This window comes from Methylophilus sp. VKM B-3414 (assembly GCF_032248435.1).
Taxonomy (GTDB): domain Bacteria; phylum Pseudomonadota; class Gammaproteobacteria; order Burkholderiales; family Methylophilaceae; genus Methylophilus; species Methylophilus glucosoxydans.
The window spans coordinates 562,337-587,553 of record NZ_JAVTLI010000003.1; the positions used below are offsets into that span (position 1 = coordinate 562,337).

General features: G+C 48.7%; 32 protein-coding genes. All 32 read left to right on the top strand.

What is annotated here, in order from left to right; all coding sequences use genetic code 11:
* Positions 1–136: 136 nt before the first annotated feature.
* The 32 genes from rpoB (at position 137) to rpsK (ending at position 25,188) form a co-directional block, all read left to right on the top strand.
* Complete coding sequence (rpoB, locus tag Q9292_RS04950) at positions 137–4,309, top strand: DNA-directed RNA polymerase subunit beta (protein ID WP_313985441.1); 4,173 nt, start codon at positions 137–139, stop codon at positions 4,307–4,309.
* Positions 4,310–4,332: 23 nt separating this feature from the next.
* Positions 4,333–8,592: a DNA-directed RNA polymerase subunit beta' gene (gene rpoC, locus Q9292_RS04955; protein ID WP_194748738.1), complete on the top strand. Its 4,260-nt coding sequence runs from the start codon at positions 4,333–4,335 to the stop codon at positions 8,590–8,592.
* Between the two features lie 207 nt (positions 8,593–8,799).
* Positions 8,800–9,183, top strand: a complete 384-nt coding sequence (gene rpsL, locus Q9292_RS04960; RefSeq protein ID WP_194748737.1) for a 30S ribosomal protein S12 — start codon at positions 8,800–8,802, stop codon at positions 9,181–9,183.
* Between the two features lie 98 nt (positions 9,184–9,281).
* Positions 9,282–9,752: a 30S ribosomal protein S7 gene (rpsG, locus tag Q9292_RS04965; RefSeq protein WP_194748736.1), complete on the top strand. Its 471-nt coding sequence runs from the start codon at positions 9,282–9,284 to the stop codon at positions 9,750–9,752.
* 55 nt (positions 9,753–9,807) lie between these two features.
* Positions 9,808–11,901, top strand: a complete 2,094-nt coding sequence (gene fusA / locus Q9292_RS04970) for an elongation factor G (protein ID WP_194748735.1) — start codon at positions 9,808–9,810, stop codon at positions 11,899–11,901.
* 36 nt (positions 11,902–11,937) lie between these two features.
* Positions 11,938–13,128 (top strand): elongation factor Tu, encoded by a 1,191-nt coding sequence (gene tuf, locus Q9292_RS04975; protein ID WP_194748734.1) that lies wholly within the window; start codon positions 11,938–11,940, stop codon positions 13,126–13,128.
* A 58-nt stretch (positions 13,129–13,186) separates the two neighbouring features.
* Complete coding sequence (gene rpsJ / locus Q9292_RS04980) at positions 13,187–13,495, top strand: 30S ribosomal protein S10 (RefSeq protein WP_018986280.1); 309 nt, start codon at positions 13,187–13,189, stop codon at positions 13,493–13,495.
* A gap of 138 nt (positions 13,496–13,633) precedes the next feature.
* Entirely contained in the window at positions 13,634–14,284 is a 651-nt protein-coding gene (gene rplC, locus Q9292_RS04985) for a 50S ribosomal protein L3 (RefSeq protein WP_049637763.1), read from the top strand.
* Positions 14,284–14,910, top strand: coding sequence for a 50S ribosomal protein L4 (rplD, locus tag Q9292_RS04990; protein ID WP_194748733.1), 627 nt, complete (start codon positions 14,284–14,286; stop codon positions 14,908–14,910). Before rplC ends, rplD begins: the two co-directional genes overlap by 1 nt.
* The gene (rplW, locus tag Q9292_RS04995; RefSeq protein WP_018986277.1) at positions 14,907–15,221 is read left to right on the top strand and encodes a 50S ribosomal protein L23; all 315 of its coding nucleotides are present in this window, start codon (positions 14,907–14,909) and stop codon (positions 15,219–15,221) included. Before rplD ends, rplW begins: the two co-directional genes overlap by 4 nt.
* 11 nt (positions 15,222–15,232) lie before the next feature.
* On the top strand, positions 15,233–16,066 hold the full coding sequence (gene rplB / locus Q9292_RS05000; RefSeq protein WP_194748732.1) for a 50S ribosomal protein L2: 834 nt from the start codon (positions 15,233–15,235) through the stop codon (positions 16,064–16,066).
* 5 nt (positions 16,067–16,071) lie between these two features.
* Positions 16,072–16,347 carry a 30S ribosomal protein S19 gene (rpsS, locus tag Q9292_RS05005; protein WP_018986275.1) on the top strand — a complete coding sequence of 92 codons (276 nt, stop codon included), beginning with the start codon at positions 16,072–16,074 and terminating at the stop codon, positions 16,345–16,347.
* Positions 16,348–16,357: 10 nt separating this feature from the next.
* Positions 16,358–16,696 (top strand): 50S ribosomal protein L22, encoded by a 339-nt coding sequence (gene rplV / locus Q9292_RS05010; protein ID WP_194748731.1) that lies wholly within the window; start codon positions 16,358–16,360, stop codon positions 16,694–16,696.
* A 1-nt stretch (position 16,697) separates the two neighbouring features.
* Positions 16,698–17,414 carry a 30S ribosomal protein S3 gene (gene rpsC / locus Q9292_RS05015; RefSeq protein WP_194748730.1) on the top strand — a complete coding sequence of 239 codons (717 nt, stop codon included), beginning with the start codon at positions 16,698–16,700 and terminating at the stop codon, positions 17,412–17,414.
* A complete protein-coding gene (gene rplP, locus Q9292_RS05020; protein ID WP_055827127.1) occupies positions 17,398–17,814 on the top strand; it encodes a 50S ribosomal protein L16 in 417 nt (138 codons plus the stop codon). The genes rpsC and rplP overlap by 17 nt, the downstream gene beginning before the upstream one ends.
* Before the next feature lie 11 nt (positions 17,815–17,825).
* On the top strand, positions 17,826–18,020 hold the full coding sequence (gene rpmC, locus Q9292_RS05025; protein ID WP_194748729.1) for a 50S ribosomal protein L29: 195 nt from the start codon (positions 17,826–17,828) through the stop codon (positions 18,018–18,020).
* Entirely contained in the window at positions 18,017–18,274 is a 258-nt protein-coding gene (gene rpsQ / locus Q9292_RS05030) for a 30S ribosomal protein S17 (RefSeq protein ID WP_275356359.1), read from the top strand. The genes rpmC and rpsQ overlap by 4 nt, the downstream gene beginning before the upstream one ends.
* A gap of 211 nt (positions 18,275–18,485) precedes the next feature.
* Positions 18,486–18,854, top strand: coding sequence for a 50S ribosomal protein L14 (gene rplN / locus Q9292_RS05035; RefSeq protein WP_018986269.1), 369 nt, complete (start codon positions 18,486–18,488; stop codon positions 18,852–18,854).
* A gap of 17 nt (positions 18,855–18,871) precedes the next feature.
* Positions 18,872–19,189 carry a 50S ribosomal protein L24 gene (gene rplX / locus Q9292_RS05040; protein WP_194748728.1) on the top strand — a complete coding sequence of 106 codons (318 nt, stop codon included), beginning with the start codon at positions 18,872–18,874 and terminating at the stop codon, positions 19,187–19,189.
* 8 nt (positions 19,190–19,197) lie between these two features.
* Positions 19,198–19,737, top strand: a complete 540-nt coding sequence (rplE, locus tag Q9292_RS05045; RefSeq protein ID WP_194748727.1) for a 50S ribosomal protein L5 — start codon at positions 19,198–19,200, stop codon at positions 19,735–19,737.
* Positions 19,738–19,740: 3 nt separating this feature from the next.
* A complete protein-coding gene (rpsN, locus tag Q9292_RS05050) occupies positions 19,741–20,046 on the top strand; it encodes a 30S ribosomal protein S14 (RefSeq protein ID WP_194748726.1) in 306 nt (101 codons plus the stop codon).
* A gap of 14 nt (positions 20,047–20,060) precedes the next feature.
* A complete protein-coding gene (gene rpsH, locus Q9292_RS05055) occupies positions 20,061–20,456 on the top strand; it encodes a 30S ribosomal protein S8 (RefSeq protein WP_194748725.1) in 396 nt (131 codons plus the stop codon).
* Between the two features lie 11 nt (positions 20,457–20,467).
* Complete coding sequence (gene rplF, locus Q9292_RS05060; protein ID WP_194748724.1) at positions 20,468–21,001, top strand: 50S ribosomal protein L6; 534 nt, start codon at positions 20,468–20,470, stop codon at positions 20,999–21,001.
* Between the two features lie 74 nt (positions 21,002–21,075).
* Positions 21,076–21,429 (top strand): 50S ribosomal protein L18, encoded by a 354-nt coding sequence (rplR, locus tag Q9292_RS05065; protein ID WP_194748723.1) that lies wholly within the window; start codon positions 21,076–21,078, stop codon positions 21,427–21,429.
* A 14-nt stretch (positions 21,430–21,443) separates the two neighbouring features.
* Complete coding sequence (rpsE, locus tag Q9292_RS05070; protein ID WP_018986262.1) at positions 21,444–21,953, top strand: 30S ribosomal protein S5; 510 nt, start codon at positions 21,444–21,446, stop codon at positions 21,951–21,953.
* A 2-nt stretch (positions 21,954–21,955) separates the two neighbouring features.
* The gene (gene rpmD, locus Q9292_RS05075) at positions 21,956–22,150 is read left to right on the top strand and encodes a 50S ribosomal protein L30 (protein WP_019881237.1); all 195 of its coding nucleotides are present in this window, start codon (positions 21,956–21,958) and stop codon (positions 22,148–22,150) included.
* Positions 22,151–22,152: 2 nt separating this feature from the next.
* Positions 22,153–22,590, top strand: a complete 438-nt coding sequence (rplO, locus tag Q9292_RS05080; protein ID WP_275356358.1) for a 50S ribosomal protein L15 — start codon at positions 22,153–22,155, stop codon at positions 22,588–22,590.
* A gap of 24 nt (positions 22,591–22,614) precedes the next feature.
* Positions 22,615–23,928, top strand: a complete 1,314-nt coding sequence (gene secY, locus Q9292_RS05085; RefSeq protein ID WP_018986259.1) for a preprotein translocase subunit SecY — start codon at positions 22,615–22,617, stop codon at positions 23,926–23,928.
* A gap of 3 nt (positions 23,929–23,931) precedes the next feature.
* On the top strand, positions 23,932–24,150 hold the full coding sequence (gene infA / locus Q9292_RS05090) for a translation initiation factor IF-1 (RefSeq protein WP_194748721.1): 219 nt from the start codon (positions 23,932–23,934) through the stop codon (positions 24,148–24,150).
* A gap of 24 nt (positions 24,151–24,174) precedes the next feature.
* Positions 24,175–24,288 (top strand): 50S ribosomal protein L36, encoded by a 114-nt coding sequence (gene rpmJ / locus Q9292_RS05095; RefSeq protein WP_081620790.1) that lies wholly within the window; start codon positions 24,175–24,177, stop codon positions 24,286–24,288.
* A 108-nt stretch (positions 24,289–24,396) separates the two neighbouring features.
* A complete protein-coding gene (gene rpsM / locus Q9292_RS05100; protein ID WP_194748720.1) occupies positions 24,397–24,759 on the top strand; it encodes a 30S ribosomal protein S13 in 363 nt (120 codons plus the stop codon).
* Positions 24,760–24,798: 39 nt separating this feature from the next.
* Positions 24,799–25,188 carry a 30S ribosomal protein S11 gene (rpsK, locus tag Q9292_RS05105; protein ID WP_018986256.1) on the top strand — a complete coding sequence of 130 codons (390 nt, stop codon included), beginning with the start codon at positions 24,799–24,801 and terminating at the stop codon, positions 25,186–25,188.
* Positions 25,189–25,217 lie beyond the last annotated feature (29 nt).

Genomic DNA, 25,217 nt, shown 5'->3' on the forward strand with positions numbered 1-25,217 from the left:
GCGGTATTGTGGCCACATATAGATAAGCTAACCGGCTAATTTAAGTGGCTGATTTTAAATGCGAAGTTAGATGTCAAAACATTGCAGTGGATGAAAAGTGTTTTGTCTTCTACCCTCAAAAATTTCAGGAGACGCTATGAGCTATTCCTTTACCGAAAAGAAACGCCTTCGCAAAAGCTTTGCCAAGCGTGACAGCGTTCAAGAGGTACCTTATCTGCTGGCCATGCAGCTGGAGTCCTATAAATCATTCCTGCAGGAAAATGTACCAGCGGACCAACGTAAAAACGAAGGCCTAGAGTCGACTTTCCGTTCCATTTTCCCGATTGTGAGCCATTCAGAGAATGCCCGTCTGGACTATGTGAGCTACCAATTAGGCGCAGAGCCATTTGACGTGAAAGAATGTCAGCAACGTGGGCTGACTTACGCCGTGCCACTGCGTGTCAAGGTGCGTCTGACCATTATGGACCGTGAAGCGTCCAAACCAACCGTCAAAGAAGTCAAAGAACAAGAAGTCTACATGGGTGAATTGCCGCTCATGACCGAAAATGGCTCTTTCGTGATTAATGGTACCGAGCGTGTCATTGTGTCCCAATTGCACCGCAGCCCTGGCGTATTCTTTGAGCACGATCGTGGTAAAACCCACAGCTCCGGTAAGTTGTTGTTCTCTGCACGGATTATTCCTTACCGTGGCTCCTGGTTAGACTTTGAGTTTGACCCTAAAGATTATCTGTACTTCCGTGTGGATCGTCGCCGCAAGATGCCAGTGACCATCCTGCTGAAGGCATTGGGCTACACCCCAGAACAAATTCTGGAAACCTTCCACGACACCGACACTTTCCACATCGGCCCGAAAGGCGTGGAGTTTGAGTTGGTGGCAGACCGCCTGCGTGGTGAAGTTGCCAAATTCGACATTACTGACAAAGACGGTAATGTGCTGGTTGCAAAAGACAAACGTATCACCGTTAAACATATCCGTGACATCGAAAAAGCGGGCGTAACCACCATGGCGGTACCGACCGACTTTATGATGGGTCGCGCAGTTGCCAAAAACATTATTGATACTGAAACCGGTGAGCTGATTGCTAACGCCAATGATGAAGTGACACCATCATTGCTTGAAAAATTGGTCGCGGCAAAGATTTCAGAAATCGACACCATTTACACCAACGACTTGGATCATGGTAATTTCATTTCGCAAACATTGCGCAGTGATGAGATTCCTGACCAGTACAGTGCACGTGTAGCGATTTACCGCATGATGCGCCCAGGCGAGCCGCCAACCGAAGAGGCTGTAGAGGCCTTGTTTAATGGTTTGTTCTTCTCTGAAGATCGCTATGACCTGTCCGTAGTGGGGCGTATGAAATTCAACCGCCGTGCTTATCCAAGCAAGCTGGAAGAACGTTCAGCAACCTGGATGCGTCGTTTCTACGAAAAAGTCGGCCCACAAGGCGATACCGGTAGCAATGTGCTATCCAATGAAGATATCCTCGCTGTCATTGGCGTGCTGATTGAGTTGCGCAATGGCCGTGGCGAGATTGACGATATTGACCACTTGGGTAACCGTCGTATCCGTTCCGTGGGTGAATTGGCCGAGAACCAGTTCCGTGCCGGTCTGGTCCGTGTTGAGCGTGCCGTCAAAGAGCGTCTGTCACAGGCTGAGTCCGAGAATCTGATGCCGCATGACTTGATCAACGCCAAGCCAGTCTCCAGTGCGATTCGTGAGTTTTTCGGTTCTAGCCAGTTGTCGCAGTTTATGGACCAGACTAACCCATTGTCCGAGATTACGCACAAACGCCGTATCTCCGCTTTGGGCCCAGGTGGCTTGACCCGTGAGCGTGCCGGCTTCGAGGTGCGTGACGTACACACCACCCATTATGGCCGAGTTTGTCCAATTGAAACGCCTGAAGGTCCAAACATTGGTTTGATCAACTCACTGGCGCTGTATGCCCGTACCAACGAATATGGTTTCCTGGAAACCCCCTATCGTCTGGTTGAAGGCAACAAGGTGTCAGGCAAGATTGATTTCCTGTCAGCCATTGAAGAAAGCCAGTATGTGATTGCACAGGCTAACACCGAACTGTCTACAGACGGTGGCTTCAAGGAGGAATTGGTCTCTGCGCGTTTCCACAACGAATTTACCATGACGCAACCTGAGCGCGTGCAGTATATGGACGTCGCACCAGGCCAGATCGTGTCTGTTGCGGCTTCATTGATTCCTTTCCTGGAACACGATGACGCGAACCGTGCCTTGATGGGTGCCAACATGCAACGTCAAGCCGTGCCTTGTCTGCGTGCTGAAAAAGCCGTGGTCGGTACAGGCATTGAGCGTACAGTCGCGGTGGACTCCGGGACTGTCGTGACTGCCCGTCGTGGTGGCGTGGTCGATTACGTCGACTCAGGCCGTATTGTGATTCGTGTCCACGATGCTGAAGCGCAAGCCGGCGAAGTGGGTGTGGATATCTACAACCTGACCAAGTACACCCGTTCTAACCAGAACACCAATATTAACCAGCGTCCGCTGGTTAAAGTAGGCGATATCATTAGCCGAGGCGACGTGGTGGCGGATGGTGCTTCTACGGATATGGGTGAGTTGGCGCTGGGTCAGAACATGCTGGTTGGCTTTATGCCTTGGAACGGTTACAACTACGAAGACTCGATTCTGATCTCCGAGCGCGTAGTGGCTGATGACCGTTACACCTCCATCCACATTGAAGAGCTGTCAGTGGTGGCACGTGATACCAAACTGGGACCTGAAGAGATTACCCGCGATATTTCCAATCTGTCCGAGCGCATGCTGGGCCGTCTGGATGACTCCGGGATTATCTATATTGGTGCCGAGGTGGAAGCGGGTGACGTGCTGGTCGGTAAAGTGACCCCTAAAGGTGAAACCACTTTAACGCCAGAAGAAAAGCTGCTGCGTGCGATTTTCGGTGAAAAAGCGTCTGACGTGAAAGACACTTCACTGCGCGTGCCTTCTGGCATGACCGGTACTGTGATCGACGTACAAGTGTTCACACGCGAAGGTATCGACCGTGATGCCCGTGCGCAACAAATTATTGATGATCAGTTATCTCACTACAAGAAAGATTTGGGCGACCAGATGCGTATTGTAGAAGACGATACTTTTGGCCGCATCAGCCGTCTGTTGACGGGTAAAGTGGCCACAGGTGGTCCGAACAAGCTGAAAAAAGGCGACACCCTGACTCAGGAATATCTGGAGAGCGTGGGTCGTTATGACTGGTTTGACATCCGTTTGAGCGATGAAGAGGCTGCCCGTCAACTTGAGCAGTTGAAAGACAGCTTGAGCCAGGCCCGCATCGAATTCGATAACAAATTCGAAGAGAAGAAGCGTAAACTGACACAAGGTGACGAACTGCCACCAGGTGTACAAAAAATGGTCAAAGTCTATCTGGCCGTGAAACGTCGTATTCAGCCTGGTGACAAGATGGCCGGTCGTCACGGTAACAAGGGTGTGATTTCAAAAATCTGCCCGGTCGAAGACATGCCATACATGGCTGATGGTACACCGCTGGATATCGTGTTGAACCCGCTGGGCGTGCCTTCACGGATGAACATCGGTCAGATTCTGGAAACCCACCTGGGTTGGGCTGCCAAAGGTCTGGGCAAACGCATTGGCGATATGCTGCAAGCAGAAGCCAAAGTGGCCGAAATCCGAGGCTTCCTGGACAAGATCTATAACAGCAGCACTGGCAAGAAAGAAGACATTGCTGGTCTGACAGATGTGGAAGTGATTGACCTTGCGCAGAACCTGAAACACGGCGTGCCGTTCGCGACACCAGTGTTTGACGGTGCCGCTGAGTCTGACATTAAAGCCATGCTGGATCTTGCTTTCCCTGATGATGACGAGCACACCAAGAAATTGCAGTTCCACGCTGGCAAAACACAGGTCAAATTGTTTGATGGCCGTACCGGTGATGCGTTCGAGCGTCCAGTGACTGTCGGTTACATGCACGTGCTGAAACTGCACCACTTGGTCGACGACAAGATGCACGCACGTTCTACCGGTCCTTACAGCCTGGTGACACAGCAGCCGCTGGGTGGTAAAGCCCAGTTCGGTGGCCAGCGCTTCGGTGAGATGGAAGTGTGGGCACTGGAAGCCTATGGTGCGTCATACACCTTGCAAGAGATGTTGACCGTGAAATCAGATGACGTGAATGGCCGTACCAAAGTGTACGAAAACATCGTCAAAGGTGAGCACAAAATTGATGCGGGTATGCCTGAATCATTCAACGTGCTGGTGAAAGAAATCCGTTCACTGGCCATTGATATTGATTTGGACCGTAACTAAGCCCCGCCATTAGGAGAGTCTCTATGAAAGCGTTATTAGATTTATTTAAACAGGTTACGCAAGAAGAAGAGTTCGACGCGATCAAGATCGCGCTGGCTTCACCTGAAAAAATCCGTTCATGGTCCTATGGCGAAGTGAAAAAGCCAGAAACCATCAACTACCGTACCTTCAAACCTGAGCGGGACGGTTTGTTCTGCTCCAAAATCTTTGGCCCGATCAAAGATTACGAGTGCTTGTGCGGTAAATACAAGCGTTTGAAACACCGCGGTGTGATTTGTGAAAAATGTGGCGTTGAAGTCACACTGAGCAAAGTGCGTCGTGAGCGCATGGGTCACATCGAGCTGGCCTCACCTGTCGCCCACATCTGGTTCCTGAAATCCCTGCCTAGCCGCTTGGGCATGGTGCTGGATATCGCCTTACGTGACATCGAACGTGTGTTGTACTTTGAAGCATTCATCGTGATTGATCCAGGCATGACGCCGCTGACCCGTGGCCAGTTGCTGACTGAAGATGACTACCTGGCCAAGGTGGAAGAATACGGTGACGAATTCAACGCCGTGATGGGTGCTGAAGCCGTGCGTGAATTGTTGCGCACCATGGACATTGAGCGCGAGATTGAAACATTGCGTAGCGAACTGTCCGCGACCAGCTCTGAAGCCAAAATCAAGAAGATCGCCAAGCGTCTGAAAGTGCTGGAAGCCTTCCAGAAATCTGGCATCAAGCCAGAGTGGATGATTCTGGAAATCTTGCCAGTGTTGCCACCAGAGCTGCGTCCATTGGTGCCACTGGATGGTGGCCGCTTTGCGACCTCGGATCTGAACGACCTGTATCGCCGTGTGATCAACCGTAACAACCGCTTGAAGCGTTTGTTAGAGCTGAAAGCGCCTGAAATCATCGTCCGTAACGAAAAACGTATGTTGCAAGAGGCTGTTGACTCTCTGCTGGATAACGGTCGTCGCGGTAAAGTGATGACCGGCGCCAACAAGCGTCCGCTCAAATCACTGGCTGACATGATCAAAGGTAAAGGCGGTCGTTTCCGTCAAAACCTGTTGGGTAAACGTGTGGACTACTCCGGCCGTTCCGTGATCGTGGTCGGTCCGCAGTTGAAACTGCATCAGTGCGGTTTGCCTAAGAAAATGGCGCTGGAATTGTTCAAGCCTTTCATTTTCCACAAGCTGGAAGTGTTAGGCTTGGCAACCACCATCAAGGCTGCCAAGAAGAAAGTGGAAGAAGAAGGACCAGAAGTTTGGGATATCCTGGAAGACGTGATCCGCGAGCATCCGGTGTTGTTGAACCGTGCGCCTACGCTGCACCGTTTGGGTATCCAGGCATTTGAGCCCGTGCTGATCGAAGGTAAAGCGATCCAGTTGCACCCATTGGTGTGTTCAGCCTTTAACGCTGACTTTGACGGTGACCAAATGGCGGTACACGTTCCATTGAGCCTGGAAGCACAGATGGAAGCCCGCACCTTGATGTTGGCTTCCAACAACGTACTGTCTCCAGCCAACGGCGAGCCTATCATTGTGCCTTCGCAGGATATCGTGTTGGGTCTGTATTACATGACTCGCGAAAAAGTGGCTGCACGTGGCGAAGGTATGATCTTCAGTGACATCAAGGAAGTACAACGTGTGTACGACCAGGGGCTGATCGATTTGCACGCCAAGATTACGGTGCGTATCCGTGAGTTCGAGATGGATGTGACCGGTCACAAAACCGAGAAATTCAATCGGTATAACACCACCGTTGGCCGTGCTTTGCTGTCTGAAATTCTGCCACCAGGCATGCCATACAGCTACATTGACAAGGCACTGAAGAAAAAAGAAATTTCACGCCTGATCAATGCCAGCTTCCGTAAGGTAGGCATCCGTGAAACCGTGATCTTCGCGGATAAACTGATGTACACCGGTTACTCATACGCAACCAAAGCCGGTATCTCTATCAGCATCAATGACATGTTGGTGCCACCAGAGAAAGAGCAATTGATTGCGGCTGCCGATGCTGAAGTGAAAGAGATCGAAGACCAGTATGTATCCGGTCTGGTGACACAGGGTGAGCGTTACAACAAGGTGGTCGACATCTGGGGTCGTGCTGGTGACAAAGTGGCTGAGGCCATGATGAAGCAGTTGCGCGAAGAAGATGTCAAGGACGCTGACGGCAACGTGGTCACCAAAGACGGTAAAGCTGTTCGTCAGGAATCCTTTAACGCGATTTACATGATGGCCGACTCCGGTGCGCGGGGTTCCGCAGCGCAGGTGCGTCAGCTGGCTGGTATGCGTGGCCTGATGGCGAAACCAGATGGTTCCATTATTGAAACGCCGATCAAGGCGAACTTCCGTGATGGCTTGAACGTGTTGCAATACTTTATTTCAACCCACGGTGCGCGTAAGGGTCTGGCCGATACGGCGCTGAAAACAGCGAACTCCGGTTACCTGACACGCCGTCTGGTAGACGTGACACAAGACTTGGTTGTGACCGAGACCGATTGTGGCACCACCGAAGGCTTGGTCACCAAGGCGCTGGTTAAAGGCGGTGAAGTGGTTGAGCCCTTGCATGACCGTATCCTGGGTCGTACCTCTGCTCTGGATATCTTGCATCCTGAAACACAGGAAGTGGTATTCGCAGCCGGTACTTTGCTGGGTGAAGACGAAGTCGAGAAAATTGATGCGTTGGGCATTGATGAAGTCAAAGTGCGTACTGCCCTGACTTGCGACACACGTTACGGGATTTGTGCCAAGTGTTATGGTCGTGACTTGGGTCGTGGCAAGCTGATCAGTATCGGCGAGTCTGTCGGCGTGATTGCGGCACAGTCCATCGGTGAGCCTGGTACACAGTTGACCATGCGTACATTCCACATTGGTGGTGCGGTATCCCGTGCAGCTTCTGTGTCACAAGTAGAGAGCAAGTCTAACGGTACTGCTGGCTTCACATCGACCATGCGTTACGTGACCAACTCACGTGGTGAGCAAATCGTGATTTCCCGTAACGGTGAGGTTGTGATTTCTGACGACAATGGCCGTGAGCGTGAGCGTCATAAAGTGCCTTACGGTGCGACGCTGACCATCAATGATGGTAAGACGGTTAAAGCGGGTCAGGCCTTGGCGACTTGGGATCCACATACTCGTCCGATTATTACCGAGTATGCGGGTCGCGTGAAGTTCGAGAACGTTGAAGAAGGCGTCACGGTTGCCAAGCAGGTGGATGAAGTCACTGGCTTGTCCTCACTGGTGGTGATTGATCCTAAACAAAGAGCGGGCTCGACTAAAGGCTTGCGTCCACAGGTGAAATTGCTGGATGCCAATGGTGTGGAAGTTAAAATTGCCGGTACTGAAACGCCGGTCAACGTCACCTTCCAGCTGGGTTGTATCATTACCGTGAAAGATGGTCAGGAAGTGGGTGTGGGTGAAGTGCTGGCACGTATCCCGCAAGAATCCTCCAAAACACGGGATATTACCGGGGGTCTGCCACGTGTGGCTGAACTGTTCGAAGCGCGTTCACCCAAAGATGCCGGCATGCTGGCAGAAGTGACCGGTACTGTGTCATTTGGTAAGGACACCAAGGGTAAGCAGCGTCTGGTCATTACTGACCTCGACGGTATTACCAGCGAGTTCCTGATTGCCAAGGACAAGCACGTGACCGCGCACGATGGTCAAGTGGTCACCAAGGGTGAAACGATTGTCGACGGCCCGGCAGATCCGCAAGACATCTTGCGTCTGCAAGGTCGTGAGGCACTGGCACGTTACATCATTGACGAAGTACAAGACGTGTATCGTTTGCAGGGCGTGAAGATTAACGACAAGCACATTGAAGTCATTGTGCGTCAGATGTTGCGCCGTGTGAAAGTGCAAGATGCTGGTGATACCAGCTTCATCCCGGGTGAGCAGGTAGAACGTGCAGACTTGTTGACTGAAAACGAACGCGTCATTGCCGAAAACAAACGTCCGGCAACATTCGAGTACGTATTGCTGGGGATTACCAAGGCATCGCTGTCTACGGACTCCTTCATCTCTGCCGCATCCTTCCAGGAAACGACAAGAGTGTTGACCGAGGCTGCGATCTTGGGCAAACGCGACGATCTGCGTGGCTTGAAAGAAAACGTGATTGTCGGCCGTCTGATTCCAGCCGGTACCGGTTTGGCGTATCACGAGTCTCGCAAGCGTGCAGCAATTGCGTCGTTGACGCCAAATGTCGCTGAGCCTTCAGAAGCGATGTTGGCCGCTGAAGCGATGTTTGCACCAGAAGAAGTGGTTGAAGAAACCGCAACGGACGACAACGCGACCGAGTAATTTTAGGCTTTACCGGTCGTCAGGCCGGGTAATAAAACAAGGGGTGTTCAAGTATGAATAATGCTTGACACCCCTTGACTCGTTTATTAAAATGCTGGGTTTCTCAGAATAGCCTTATTGTCTCAATAAGGTGTTATTGTTGATATGCCGCCGGTCCTGAGTTTCCTGCTCAGTTGGTGGATTTTTTAAGGTGAAGAGGTTAAGGCAATGCCAACCATTAATCAGTTAGTACGTAAACCACGCGTTAAAGTGGTAACCAAGAGCAAGGTTCCAGCCCTGGAATCCTGCCCACAAAAGCGTGGTGTATGTACCCGTGTGTACACCACTACTCCTAAAAAGCCAAACTCCGCGTTGCGTAAGGTTGCCAAAGTGCGCCTGACTAACGGTTACGAAGTCATTAGCTACATCGGCGGTGAAGGCCATAACCTGCAAGAGCACTCTGTGGTACTGATTCGCGGTGGTCGTGTAAAAGACTTGCCAGGTGTGCGTTACCACATGGTGCGCGGTAGCTTGGATACGGCTGGTGTGAAAGATCGTAAACAGTCACGTTCCAAATACGGTGCTAAACGTCCTAAAGAAGCTAAAGCTTAATTTGTTAAGTTGGTTTCGGACATTGGTCCAATTTTTAATAGCGGCTGAAATGCCTTGCAGTGTTGTAGCTAGCAAAATTTAATTGAAAGAGAATAGTTATGCCTAGACGTAGAGAAGTTCCCAAACGTAATATCTTGCCGGATCCAAAATTTGGTAGCCAGGAAGTATCCAAATTCGTAAACGTACTGATGACAGGTGGTAAGAAATCTGTTGCTGAGCGTATTGTTTACGGTGCATTTGATCAAGTAGCCAGCAAGAGTGGCAAAGATCCGCTGGAATTATTCACCACAGCGTTGAACAATCTGCGCCCTATCGTTGAAGTGAAAAGCCGTCGCGTCGGTGGTGCTAACTATCAGGTGCCTGTTGAAGTGCGTCCTAGCCGTCGTAGCGCCTTGGCAATGCGTTGGTTGCGTGATGCAGCGCGCAAGCGTGGCGAAAAGTCCATGGGCTTGCGTCTGGCTGCTGAGTTGCTTGAAGCCTCAGAAGGCCGCGGCGCCGCAATGAAGAAGCGTGAAGAAGTTCATCGTATGGCAGAAGCCAACAAGGCTTTCTCACACTTCCGTTTTTAATTAAACGACCTCGTTCTTTAATAATTAGTTGAATTGATAGCAAAGGTAAAGCATCGTGGCACGTAAAACCCCTATTGAACGCTACCGTAATATTGGTATTTCTGCGCACATTGACGCAGGTAAAACAACCACGACAGAACGTATTCTGTTCTACACTGGTGTGAACCATAAAATTGGTGAGGTGCACGATGGTGCAGCGACCATGGACTGGATGGAACAAGAGCAGGAGCGTGGGATTACCATTACTTCCGCTGCGACCACCTGTTTCTGGAAAGGCATGGACCTGTCTTTGCCTGAGCATCGATTCAACATTATTGATACCCCTGGGCACGTAGACTTCACGATTGAAGTTGAGCGTTCCATGCGTGTGCTGGATGGCGCCTGCATGGTGTACTGTGCGGTAGGTGGTGTGCAACCACAATCTGAAACTGTTTGGCGTCAGGCCAACAAATACAAAGTGCCTCGCTTGGCCTTTGTGAACAAAATGGACCGTTCTGGTGCCGACTTCTTCAAAGTGGTTGAGCAGATGAAAACGCGTCTGCGCGCAAGCCCAGTGCCTGTGGTGATCCCAATTGGCCGTGAAGATACTTTCACTGGCGTCGTTGATCTCATGAAAATGAAAGCCATCATCTGGGATGAGGCTTCTCAAGGCATGAAATTTACTTACGGTGAGATTCCGGCTGATCTGGTTGAGACTGCTAAAAAATGGCGCGAGCAGATGGTTGAATCTGCGGCTGAAGCCAGCGAAGATCTGATGAACAAATACCTGGAAAACGGTGATCTGGAAGAGAAGGACATCGTGTTTGGTCTGCGTACGCGTACCATTGCGGGTGAAATTCAGCCGATGCTGTGCGGTTCTGCCTTTAAAAACAAAGGCGTGCAACGTATGCTGGATGCGGTGATTCAGTTCCTGCCATCTCCAGTAGATATTCCTGATGTGACCGGTGAAGATGATGATGGCAAACCAGCCAGCCGTAAAGCAGATGACAAAGAGGGGTTCTCTGCGCTGGCATTTAAATTGATGACAGACCCGTTTGTCGGTCAGTTGACTTTTATCCGTGTTTACTCTGGTGTGTTGAACAAGGGTGATACCGTACTCAACTCTGTGAAGGGTAAAAAAGAGCGTATCGGTCGTATCGTTCAGATGCATGCGAATAACCGTGAAGAAGTGGATGAAGTGTTGGCAGGCGACATTGCAGCCTGTATCGGTTTGAAAGAAGTGACCACAGGTGAATCTCTGTGCTCTCCAGACAAGCCTATCATCCTTGAACGCATGGTATTCCCTGAGCCAGTGATTCACGTGGCTGTTGAGCCAAAAACCAAGAGCGATCAGGAAAAAATGGGCTTGGCATTGGGTCGTTTGGCACAAGAAGACCCTTCTTTCCGCGTGCGTTCCGACGAAGAGTCTGGCCAAACCATTATTTCCGGTATGGGTGAATTGCACCTGGAGATTCTGGTTGACCGTATGAAGCGTGAATTCAACGTTGAAGCCAACGTAGGTGCGCCACAAGTGGCTTACCGTGAAGCGATCCGTAAAGCGGTTGAGGTTGAAGGTAAATTCGTTAAACAGTCCGGTGGTAAAGGTCAGTACGGTCACGTATGGCTCAAAATGGAGCCAAATGAGGCTGGTAAAGGTTACGAGTTCGTGGATGCCATTAAAGGCGGTACTGTGCCACGTGAATTTATCCCTGCAGTAGATAAAGGGTTGCGTGAAACGATTCCAGCAGGTGTTCTGGCAGGCTTCCCAGTGGTCGACGTAAAAGTGACCCTGTTTGATGGTTCCTACCATGACGTTGACTCGAACGAAAACGCGTTCAAGATGGCTGCTTCTATCGGTTTCAAAGATGGTATGCGTAAAGCAGATCCAGTCTTGCTGGAGCCAATGATGGCGGTTGAAGTTGAAACGCCTGAAGAGTACATGGGTGATGTGATGGGTGACTTGTCATCTCGTCGTGGCATCATTCAGGGCATGGATGATATGCCTGGTGGCGGTAAAGCGATTAAAGCTGAAGTGCCGCTGTCAGAGATGTTTGGTTACTCCACTGTCGTGCGTTCCTTGTCACAAGGTCGTGCAACCTACAGCATGGAATTCAAACACTACGCAGATGCGCCGAAAAACGTTGCTGATGCAATCATCAACAAAAAATAATTGATTTTTAAAGTATTGAATTAAAGGAAAAACATCATGGCAAAAGGCAAATTTGAACGTACCAAGCCACACGTGAACGTTGGTACGATTGGTCACGTTGACCACGGTAAGACAACATTGACAGCGGCGATCACCACAGTGTTGACCAAGAAATTTGGTGGCGAAGCAAAAGCTTACGACCAAATTGACGCGGCACCAGAAGAAAAAGCACGTGGTATTACCATCAACACAGCACACGTTGAGTACGAGACTGCAAGCCGTCACTACGCACACGTTGACTGCCCAGGCCACGCCGACTACGTTAAAAACATGATTACCGGTGCTGCCCAGATGGACGGCGCGATCCTAGTATGTTCCGCTGCTGACGGCCCTATGCCACAAACACGTGAGCACATCCTGTTGGCCCGTCAGGTTGGCGTACCATACATCGTTGTGTTCCTGAACAAAGCTGACATGGTTGACGACGCTGAGTTGTTGGAACTGGTTGAAATGGAAGTGCGTGACTTGCTGAGCAAGTATGACTTCCCAGGTGATGACACCCCAATCATCAAAGGTTCTGCTAAATTGGCCCTTGAAGGCGACCAATCAGAAATCGGCGAACCAGCGATCTTCGCATTGGCTGACGCATTGGACAGCTACATCCCAACCCCAGAGCGTGCCATTGACGGTACCTTCCTGATGCCAGTAGAAGACGTATTCTCTATCTCTGGTCGTGGTACTGTAGTAACAGGCCGTGTTGAGCGTGGTATCGTTAAAGTCGGTGACGAAATCGAAATCGTTGGTCTGAAGCCAACCTTGAAAACCACCTGTACTGGTGTTGAAATGTTCCGTAAACTGCTGGACCAAGGTCAAGCGGGTGACAACGTAGGCGTACTGCTGCGCGGTACCAAGCGTGAAGAAGTTGAGCGTGGTCAAGTGCTGGCTAAATCCGGTTCTATCAAACCACACACCAAGTTCACAGCTGAGATCTACGTGTTGGGTAAAGATGAAGGTGGTCGTCATACACCATTCTTCAACGGCTACCGCCCACAGTTCTACTTCCGTACCACTGACGTGACTGGTGCAGTTGAATTGCCAGCAGGTACCGAAATGGTGATGCCAGGTGATAACGTATCTATCACTGTGACATTGATCGCACCTATCGCGATGGAAGATGGTCTGCGCTTCGCGATTCGTGAAGGTGGTCGTACCGTTGGTGCTGGCGTCGTTGCCAAAATCATCGAGTAATTCTTTTTATGAGCGGCAGGCGTATCCTGCCGCTTTTTGCTCTTTTTAAGGAAAAAACATGGCAGCTCAAAAAATTCGTATCCGTCTGAAAGCATTTGACTATCGTTTGATCGACCAATCTGCTTTGGAAATTGTGGATACTGCGAAACGTACTGGTGCAGTTGTAAAAGGTCCAGTGCCATTGCCAACACGTATCGAACGCTTTGACATTCTGCGTTCACCACACGTGAACAAAACCTCCCGTGACCAGTTTGAAATCCGTACCCATCAGCGTTTGATGGATATCGTTGATCCTACAGACAAGACTGTAGATGCATTGATGAAATTGGATTTGCCAGCTGGCGTAGATGTAGAAATCAAGCTTTAATTTTTAAAGTTGTCATTAGAAATAACCTTTTCGAAAGAAAAAGGTTATTGTCAAATCAAGAATAGTTCGGTATAATCCGCGCTCTTCGGTGGACGGTCAATTGTAATCGTTCACTTTAACTATTATAAGGAACTGATCATGAGCTTAGGGCTTATTGGTCGCAAGGTGGGCATGACCCGCATTTTTACAGAAGAAGGCGCAAGCGTTCCTGTAACAGTGCTGGAAGTGATTCCTAACCGCGTGACACAAGTAAAGACAGTCGCAACTGATGGTTATACTGGCCTTCAGGTTGCTTATGGTGAGCGTCGTGCTAGCCGTATCAACAAAGCGTTGACTGGTCATTATGCCAAGGCTGGCGTTGCTGCCGGTGCTGGTATTAAAGAATTCAATGTGGCTGAAGATGTATTGGCTAACTTCCAAGTGGGTGGCAATGTCACTGTAGACATTTTCTCCGTTGGTCAGTTGGTTGATGTGACGGGTACTTCCATCGGTAAAGGTTTTGCCGGTGCGATCAAGCGTCACAACTTCTCCTCTAACCGTGCATCTCACGGTAACTCACGTTCGCACAATGTACCGGGTTCTATCGGTATGGCGCAGGATCCAGGTCGAGTATTCCCTGGTAAGCGCATGCCTGGTCATTTGGGTGATGCTAAAGTCACAACCCAAAACCTGGAAATCGTCCGTGTAGATGTGGAGCGTAACCTGTTGTTGATTAAAGGTTCCGTGCCTGGCTCCAAAGGTGGCAATGTCGTTGTACGTCCAGCCATCAAAGCGAAAGGGGCTAAATAATGGAATTGAAACTTATCGATCAAAACGGCAAGGTTGCTAAAAAAGGCGTAGATGCCTCTGATGTGACGTTCGGTCGTGAATTTAATGAGTCATTGGTGCATGAAGTGGTTGTTGCCTACATGGCAAACGCCCGTACTGCAACCCGTGCTCAAAAAACACGTGCTACTGTTGCTCACACGACACACAAGCCATATGCACAAAAAGGTACTGGTAACGCCCGTGCCGGTATGGCATCCAGCCCGATTTGGCGTGGAGGCGGTCGTGCATTCCCAAACAGCCCTAACGAAAACTATAGCCACAAGGTGAACCGTAAGGCTTACCGTGCTGGTATGCAGACGATTTTGTCTGAACTGGTGCGTCAGGACCGTTTGAAGGTGGTAGACAGTTTCACTGTTGATACGCCAAAAACTAAACAATTCGTACAGAAAATCAATGCTCTGGGCATCGATGGCGGTGTTTTGCTGTTGACTGATGGTTTTGATGAGAATTTGTACTTGTCTTCCCGTAACCTGCCAAACGTATTGGTGGTTGAAGCGCAATATGCTGACCCAGTAAGTCTGGTGCGTTTCCCTAACGTTTTGGTCACAGCCGGTGCTGTGAAGAAACTTGAGGAGATCTTGGCATGATTACCGCAGCTACAAAAACACAAGATCGTTTGTTGCAAGTGATTTTGGCTCCACAAATTACTGAAAAAGCAACATTCATTGCTGACAAGCATCAGCAAATTGCTTTTAAAGTGCGTACTGATGCGACCAAGCCAGAAATTAAGGCTGCTGTTGAATTGGTGTTCAAGGTCGAAGTCGCTTCTGTGTCTGTGATTAATGTCGCAGGTAAAGTGAAGCGCGCTGGTCGTCGCATGGGTAAACGTAGTGACTGGAAAAAAGCTTATGTGAGCTTGAAGCCAGGTCAAGAAATTAACTTCGCAGCTGGCGAATAAGGAGAGAAGACATGGCATTAGTTAAAGTCAAACCAACTTCCCCCGGTCGTCGCGGTGTATTGAAAGTCATTACACCAGATTTGCATAAAGGCAAGCCTTACGCGCCGCTGTTGGAAAGTCAAAGCAAGAACGCAGGTCGTAACAATAATGGCCGTATTACCACTCGTCATCAAGGTGGTGGTCATAAGCAGCATTACCGTATTGTCGACTTCCGCCGTAACAAAGATGGTATTCCTGCAACTGTTGAACGTATCGAATACGATCCAAACCGTACAGCAAACATTGCTTTGTTGTGCTACGCGGATGGTGAGCGTCGTTACATCATTGCGCCACGTGGCATCGCTGCCGGTGCGCAACTGTTGAGCGGCTCTGAAGCGCCTATCCGTGCTGGTAATGCTTTGCCACTGCGCAATATTCCAGTTGGTAGCACCATTCACTGCATCGAGATTCAGCCAGGTAAAGGTGCCCAAATCGCCCGTTCAGCCGGTACTTCTGTGCAGCTGTTGGCGCGTGAAGGTTCTTATGCTCAGTTGCGTTTGCGCTCTGGTGAAGTTCGCCGTGTGCACGTGGATTGCAAGGCAACCCTGGGTGAAGTGGGTAACGAAGAGCATTCATTGCGTTCTATCGGTAAAGCTGGTGCGATGCGCTGGCGTGGTATCCGTCCAACCGTACGTGGTGTGGTGATGAACCCGGTTGATCACCCGCACGGTGGTGGTGAAGGCCGTACTGCTGCCGGTATGAACCCTGTGTCACCATGGGGTCAGAAAACTAAGGGTTATCGTACTCGTAAGAATAAGCGTACCGATAACATGCGCGTAAGTCGTCGTCCGAGAAATGTAAGGTAATCGCTATGGCACGTTCTATTAAAAAAGGTCCATTTGTGGATGCACATTTGGCGAAGAAAGTCGAAACCGCTGTTGCGGGTCGCGATCGCAAGCCAATCAAAACTTGGTCACGTCGCTCGACAGTTTTGCCAAATTTCATTGGTTTAACCATCGCAGTGCACAACGGCAGACAGCATGTGCCTGTGTTGATTTCTGAAAACATGGTTGGTCACAAGCTCGGTGAATTTGCGTTGACACGCACATTCAAGGGTCACGCGGCTGATAAAAAAGCGAAGAAGTAAGGGGCTGATAATGCAAGTGACTGCAGTTTTAAAAGGCGTACACCTTTCTCCGCAAAAAGCGCGTTTGGTGGCTGACCTTGTGCGTGGCAAAAAAGTTGATCAAGCACTGAATATCCTGGCATTCACGCCCAAGCGTGGTGCTGAGATCATCAAAAAAGTGGTTGAGTCAGCCATTGCTAACGCTGAACATAACAATGGTGCTGATATCGATACGTTGAAGGTGACTTCAATTTATGTCGATAAAGGCTTGGTGATGAAGCGTATCCGTGCACGTGCAAAAGGTCGCGCTGGTCGTATTACGAAGCCAACCTGTCATATTCATGTGACAGTCGGTGACTCAAAGGAATAATATGGGACAGAAAATTCATCCAATTGGGTTCCGTTTGAGCGTTCAGAAAAACTGGGCCTCACGTTGGTACTCTAACAGCCAGAACTTCCCTGCGATGTTGCAAGGCGACATCAAAGTGCGTGAGTTCTTGAACAAGAAACTGGCAAGCGCTGCTGTAAGCAAAATTATTATCGAGCGTCCGGCTAAAAACGCAAAAATTACAATTCACAGTGCCCGTCCAGGTGTTGTGATTGGTAAAAAAGGTGAAGACATCGAGTCTTTACGTTCTACTCTGCAAGGGTTGATGGGCGTGCCTGTTCACCTGAACATTGAAGAAGTGCGTAAGCCAGAGTTAGATGCTACATTGATCGCACAGTCGATTGCTCAGCAATTGGAAAAGCGTGTGATGTTCCGTCGTGCCATGAAACGCGCCATGCAAAATGCAATGCGTTTGGGTGCACAAGGCATCAAGATTATGAGTTCCGGTCGTTTGAACGGTATCGAAATTGCACGTACAGAGTGGTATCGCGAAGGTCGTGTGCCTCTCCATACACTGCGTGCTGATATCGACTATGGTGTGGCAGAAGCTTCTACCACCTACGGTATTATCGGGATTAAAGTTTGGGTATTCAAAGGCGAGATTTTCGGTGACAACGCTGCTGCTAATGCTGCGGTTGCCGATGCTGAGCCAGAGAAAAAAGTAAGAAAGCCGAGGGCTAAAGATGCTGCAACCAGCTAGACAGAAATACCGCAAGATGCAAAAGGGTCGTAATAAAGGCATTGCGACTACTGGTAACAAGGTAAGCTTTGGTGAATTTGGTTTAAAAGCGATTGGTCGTGGTCGTTTGACCGCACGCCAGATTGAAGCTGCCCGTCGTGTGATGACTCGTCACATTAAACGTGGTGGTCGCGTTTGGATCCGTGTGTTTCCTGACCAACCAATCTCTAAAAAACCAGCTGAAGTGCGTATGGGTAATGGTAAAGGTAGTGTTGATTACTACATCGCTCAAATTCAGCCAGGCAAAATGTTGTACGAGATGGATGGCGTGAGCGAAGAGTTGGCTCGCGAAGCTTTCAAATTGGCTGCTGCTAAGTTGCCAATTGAAACTACATTCATGACCCGTCAAATTGGCAGTTAAGGAGTAGTTAAATGAAAGCTTCAGAATTCAGAGCAAAATCGGCAGATGAGCTCAATAACGAGTTGGTAGAGTTGCGTCGTGCGCAGTTTTCATTGCGTATGCAATTGGCGACTCAACAATTGAACAAAGTGGATCAGCTGGCTAAAGTGCGCAAAGATGTTGCTCGCGTCAAGACCGTGCTGGCTGAGAAGGCGAAACAGGCATGATGACTGAAAAAGCGAAAGTTGTACGCAGTTTGACTGGCCGCGTCGTAAGCAACAAGATGGATAAAACCGTGACTGTGCTTGTCGAGCGTAAAGTGAAACACCCTTTGATTGGTAAAGTGGTTGTGAAATCGAACAAGTTCCATGCACATGATGAAAACAATGCATGTAACGAAGGCGATGTTGTGACGATCACAGAAACCCGCCCATACTCCAAGACCAAAACTTGGATCGTAAGCAAAATCGAAGCTAAATAAGGCTTCAAATATATAAAACCGGAAAAACGCTTGTCATAAGCGTTTTTTTGGTTGTATAATGTTGGACTTTTCGGTGCCCGCCTTAGTTGGCATGTAGCTGGCACCCCAATACTGACCGTGGTCTATTGGCCTTAACGTGTTTTTTGGGCGCAAGTTCAAAAAGCGGGCGGCTGGTAGTGGTTATAACGGATTAAGTTGGAGATTATTTCTCATGATTCAAATGCAATCTCGGCTGGAAGTGGCCGACAACACTGGTGCGCGTTCCGTTCAGTGTATCAAGGTCTTGGGTGGTTCCAAGCGTCGTTATGCCAGCATTGGCGACATCATCAAGGTCAGCGTGAAAGATGCTGCGCCGCGTGGTCGCGTCAAGAAAGGTGAAATCTACAACGCTGTGGTTGTGCGCACTGCTAAAGGTGTTCGCCGTCCAGATGGTTCGTTAGTTAAATTTGATGCCAATGCTGCAGTGTTGTTGAACAACAAGCTGGAGCCGATTGGTACACGTATTTTTGGCCCTGTGACACGTGAATTGCGTAGTGAGCGCTTCATGAAGATTGTTTCACTGGCGCCTGAAGTGTTGTAAGGCTTGGAGACAATCAAATGAGCAAAATTCGCAAAGGTGACCAGGTCATTTTGAATACAGGTAAAGATGCAGGCAAAACAGGTACTGTTTTGAGCGTCTTGCCAAGCGGCCATGTAGTGGTTGAAGGTTTGAATGTAGTGAAAAAACACACTCGTCCTAACCCCATGCGTGGTATCACTGGTGGCATCATCAGCAAGGAAATGCCGGTTGACGGCTCCAATGTGGCGATTTACAACGCTGCAACACAAAAAGCTGATCGTGTTGGTTTTAAGGTACTGGAAGATGGTCGCAAGATTCGTGTATTCAAATCTAGCGGCGAGTCTATCGACGCATAGGAATAAATATGGCACGTTTAAAACAGTATTATAACGATACAGTAGTGGCCAAATTGACAGAACAATTTGGTTATACCTCTCCAATGCAGGTGCCTCGTATCGAAAAAATTACCCTGAACATGGGTGTGGGCGAAGCCGTTGCTGACAAGAAAGTCATGGAAAATGCGGTGTCTGATATGCAGAAAATTGCCGGTCAGAAACCTATTGTGACCAAGGCTAAAAAGTCTGTGGCTGCATTTAAAATCCGTGATGACTATCCTGTTGGTTGTAAAGTAACTCTGCGTCGTGAGCGCATGTATGAGTTTCTGGATCGCCTGATCACTGTGGCTATTCCACGTATCCGTGACTTCCGTGGTATTTCCGGCAAATCATTTGATGGCCGTGGTAACTACAACATGGGTGTAAAAGAGCAGATCATTTTCCCGGAAATCGAGTACGACAAGATCGATGCGCTGCGCGGGATGAATATCACAATTACCACAACAGCAAAAACAGACGAAGAAGCGAAAGCTCTTTTGGCTGCGTTTAGTTTCCCTTTCAGAGGTTAAGTCATGGCAAAAGTATGTATGACAGAGCGCGAGCAAAAGCGTCGCGAAACCGTTAAAAAATTTGCAGCTAAACGAGCTGAATTGGTTGCTACTGTGAATGACCAGTCTGCCAGTGTTGAAGATCGCATGGCTGCACGTTTGAAATTGCAAAGTTTGCCACGTAATTCCAGTCCTGTTCGCACACGTAATCGTTGTGCTTTGACTGGTCGTCCACGTGGTGTGTTTAGTAAATTTGGTATCGCACGTAACGAGTTGCGTAAATTGATGATGGCTGGTCACGTACCAGGTGTCACCAAGGCCAGCTGGTAACGGAGGAATAGAACATGAGTATGAGTGATCCGATTGCCGATATGTTGACCCGTATTCGTAACGCGCAACGTACGAATAAAACAACCGTTTCAATGCCTGCTTCCAAGTTGAAGGGTGCAATTGCAAATGTGTTGAAAGATGAAGGTTATATCGACGATTTCAACGTTCAAAACAATGACGGTAAGCCAGTTTTGAACATTAGCCTGAAATATTACGCAGGTCGTCCAGTGATTGAGAAGATCGAGCGCGTATCCAAGCCAGGTTTGCGTGTTTATAAAGGTAGCGAAAATCTGCCTAAAGTAATGAACGGTTTGGGTGTGACGATTGTTTCAACATCCAAAGGCGTGATGACCGATCGTAAAGCACAAGCTGCCGGTATTGGTGGCGAAGTTCTGTGCATCGTGGCCTAAGGAGAATCAATATGTCACGTGTTGCTAAAAATCCGATTGCAATTCCTGCGAAAGTAGAAGTTGTAATCTCAGCCTCAGAAGTCGCGGTGAGCGGCCCTTTGGGTAAGTTGACTCAAGCGTTGTCTGCTGATATTTCAGTGGTTCGCGAAGGTGAGCAGTTGTTGGTTCAAACGAATGGTGAAACACAGCATGCAAGAGCGATGTCAGGTACAACCCGCGCATTGCTGGCCAATATGGTGCAAGGTGTTTCTGCCGGGTTTACCCGTAAGCTGTCACTGATCGGTGTGGGTTACAAAGCCAATGCTCAGGGTTCTACCTTGAACCTGGAGTTGGGCTATTCCCACCCAATCAACCATAAAATGCCTGAAGGCGTGACTGTACAGACACCTACTCCTACTGAAGTAGTGTTGACAGGCGCCAACAAGCAAGTGGTTGGTCAAGTGGCTGCTCAAATTCGTGCTTACCGTGCACCAGAGCCTTATAAAGGTAAAGGTGTTCGTTATGCTGACGAAGTGGTGGTCATCAAAGAGACCAAGAAAAAATAAGTAAGACACTTGTAGGTTACAGCTCCTAATTAGAAGCTCGCCTGAACAGTGATTCAACATTAAAGGTAAATTCAATGAAAAACGTAAATAACCGCTTGCGCAGAGCACGTAAAACCCGTGCCAAAATCGCCGAGTTGAAAGTGACACGTTTGAGTGTACATCGCACCAACACCAATATCTACGCACAGATTATTGCTGAAACTGGCGATCGCGTGTTGGCGAGTGCATCCACCGTTGAGGCTGAAGTGCGTCAACAACTGAAAAATGGCGGCAACATCGAAGCTGCAACCCTGATTGGTAAGCGTATTGCTGAAAAAGCAGCAAAAGCAGGTATTACCACTGTTGCATTTGATCGTTCAGGCTACAAGTATCACGGTCGTATCAAGGCTTTGGCTGACGCTGCCCGTGAATCTGGTCTCAAATTCTAAGGGTGAGATAAAGAATGGCTAAAGATATTGAACAACAGCAGCAAACTGACGGTTTGCGCGAAAAGATGATTACCGTTAACCGTGTAAGTAAAACGGTTAAAGGTGGTCGTATCATGAGCTTCGCTGCGCTGACCGTGGTTGGTGATGGTGATGGCGCCGTTGGTATGGGTAAAGGTAAAGCACGTGAAGTGCCTGTGGCTGTACAAAAAGCCATGGACGAAGCCCGTCGCAGTATGGTTAAAGTGAACCTGAACAATGGCACATTGCACCATGCAGTGACCGGTGTTCACGGTGCCGCTAAAGTGCTGATTCAGCCTGCTTCTGAAGGTACCGGTATTATTGCTGGTGGCGCAATGCGTGCGATCTTCGAAGTAATGGGTGTGACTAACGTCGTTGCAAAGAGTATTGGTTCAACCAATCCTTACAACCTGGTTCGCGCGACCTTGAATGGTCTGGCATCCATGAATACACCGGCTGAAATCGCCGCTAAACGTGGTAAGACCGTAGAAGAAATCAGAGGTTAATCATGGCTAAAGCAAAAAAAGAAAGCGCTACTTTGAAAGTGACGCTGGTAAGAAGTTTGATTGGTCGTATTGAAGCACACAAAGCTACTGTTCGTGGCTTGGGTTTGCGTCGTATGCACCACACTGTAGAAGTGCAGGACACTCCTGAAATTCGCGGCATGATCAACGCTGTGAGTTATCTTTTGAAGGTTGAATAATCATGCAATTAAACACGATTAAGCCTGCTGCAGGCGCAAAAAAAGCACCTCGTCGTTTAGGTCGTGGGATTGGTTCTGGCTTGGGTAAAACTGGTGGCCGTGGTCACAAAGGTCAAAAATCCCGTGCTGGCGGTTTCCATAAAGTAGGTTTTGAAGGCGGTCAAATGCCTTTGCAACGTCGCTTGCCTAAACGTGGTTTTAACTCCCTGACTCATGCAGACACCGCACGTATTCGTACTAGCGAGTTGGCTTTGGTTGATGCTGAGGTGGTTGATATCTTGGCATTGAAAGCAGCGAAATTGGTTCCAGCTGCTGTGAAGGCAGTGAAAGTCTATCTGTCTGGTGAAGTTTCAGCCAAGGTTCAAGTGCAAGGGTTGTTGTTGACCAAAGGTGCTAAGGCAGCCATTGAAGCAGCTGGCGGCAAAGTGCTGGAAGTATAAACGTAGTCAAAAGAGAGTATCAGCTTGGCACAGGATAATATCTTAAGTTCCGTTGGCAAACTTGGCGAATTAAAAAGCCGTTTGTGGTTCTTGTTGGGTGCATTGGTGGTTTACCGCCTCGGTGCACATATTCCAGTGCCAGGCATTGATCCTACAGTGTTGAAGCAGTTGTTCGACACGCAGAAAGATGGCATTTTGGGCATGTTTAACATGTTCTCCGGTGGGGCTCTGTCGCGTTTTACCGTATTTGCCCTGGGGATCATGCCCTACATTTCTGCGTCGATTATTATGCAGTTGCTCACGGTGGTTTCACCACAGTTGGAGCAGCTGAAAAAAGAAGGTGAAGCTGGTAGACGCCAGATCACGAAGTACACGCGTTACGGCACGGTATTGTTAGCGACTTTCCAGGCGCTGGGTATTGCGATCGCACTTGAAGGTCAGGCTGGTCTGGTATTGGACCCTGGCTTTGCTTTCCGCATCACTGCAGTTACCACACTGGTGGCCGGGACGATGTTCCTGATGTGGTTGGGTGAGCAGATTACCGAGCGTGGCATTGGTAATGGTATTTCTATCATTATTTTTGCCGGGATTGTAGCGGGCTTGCCGCATGCAATTGGTAGCACCTTGGATTTGGCTAAAACAGGCGCATTCTCTATTCCATTAGTGATGTTCCTGTTTGTGGCAGTGATTTTAGTGACAGCGCTGGTGGTTTTTGTTGAGCGCGGTCAACGCAAAATCACAGTGAATTACGCAAAGCGTCAGGTTGGTAACCGCATTTACGGCGGTCAATCGACGCATTTGCCTTTGAAGCTAAATATGTCTGGTGTGATTCCACCGATTTTTGCTTCAAGTATTATTTTATTCCCGGCTACTTTAGCTGGTTGGTTTGGTAGCAGTGAGCACATGTATTGGCTCAAGGACGTCAGTGCAAAACTGTCGCCTGGTCAGCCCTTATATATCTTGTTGTTTGCTGCAGCGATTTTGTTTTTTGCTTTTTTCTACACGGCATTGGTGTTCAATCCCAAGGAAACTGCAGATAACCTGAAGAAGAGTGGCGCATTTGTGCCAGGTATTCGCCCAGGTGAGCAAACCGCAAAATATATTGACCGCATCATGGGTCGTTTGACATTGATTGGTGCGCTGTACATTACGCTGGTTTGTTTATTGCCAGAGTTTTTAGTGTTGAAATTTAATACCCCGTTCTATTTTGGTGGAACTTCATTGTTGATTATCGTTGTTGTGACGATGGACTTTATGACGCAGGTGCAATCTCATCTGATGTCGCAACAGTATGAAGGCTTGCTGAAAAAGGCAAACTTTAAGGGGACGGGTAAGTAGAAGATGGCAAAAGAGGATCGCATTGAGATGCAGGGGGAGATTGTTGAAAATCTCCCGAATGCAACTTTTAAAGTGAAACTGGAAAATGGTCATACAGTACTTGGTTACATTTCAGGCAAAATGCGTATGCATTACATCCGTATTCTGCCAGGTGACAAAGTCACGGTTGAGATGACCCCTTATGATTTAACCCGTGCGCGAATTACATTCCGCGCAAAGTAAGTGAATTAATTAAAGGAAAGTAAGATGAGAGTTCGCGCATCAGTTAAAACATTATGCCGTAACTGTAAAGTCGTAAGACGTCGCGGTGTTGTTCGCATTATTTGTACTGACCCACGTCATAAACAACGTCAAGGTTAATGGTAAACAATTGCTTGTGAGAGCATAGTGAAGCTGATATAATATGCGGCTTTTCTTTTCTACGCACAAGTTTGATCGTGAAAAACGATTGATTATTGGAGTTTAAGTATGGCTCGTATTGCCGGGGTAAATATCCCAAACCACAAACATGCAGAAATTGCGTTGACCTCTATTTATGGTATTGGTCGAGATACTGCGCAGAAGATCTGTGCTGCAGCTGGTGTTTTAACTACTGTAAAGGTTAAAGACTTGAGCGATGCAGAAGTAGAGAAGCTGCGTGACGAAGTGGCTAAATACACTGTAGAAGGTGATTTGCGTCGTGAAGTGACCATGAATATCAAACGTTTGATGGACTTGGGTTGCTACCGCGGTATTCGCCATCGTCGTGGTTTGCCAGTGCGCGGTCAGCGTACCAAAACCAATGCGCGTACACGCAAAGGTCCGGTTAAAGCGATCAAACAAGCTAAATAATCTTTATTGAACAAAAGTAAATATTAAGGACAGTACAACATGGCAAAAGCTAATGTACGCGTTAGAAAAAAAGTTAAAAAGAATATTGCCGAGGGTATTGCCCACGTGCACGCTTCTTTTAACAACACGATTATCACGATTACCGATCGTCAAGGCAATGCATTGTCATGGGCTACTTCCGGTGGTCAAGGTTTTAAAGGTTCACGTAAGAGTACTCCATTTGCTGCTCAGGTAGCTTCTGAGGTGGCTGGTAAAGCCGCTCAGGAGTCTGGTGTGAAGAATCTGGAAGTGCGTATTAAAGGGCCAGGTCCAGGTCGTGAATCTGCTGTGCGTGCGTTGAATGCTGCTGGTTTCAAAATCACTAGCATTACGGATGTGACCCCGGTACCTCATAACGGTTGCCGTCCACCGAAAAAACGCAGAATTTAATTCATTTCGCTGTCACAGATTAGCGAATC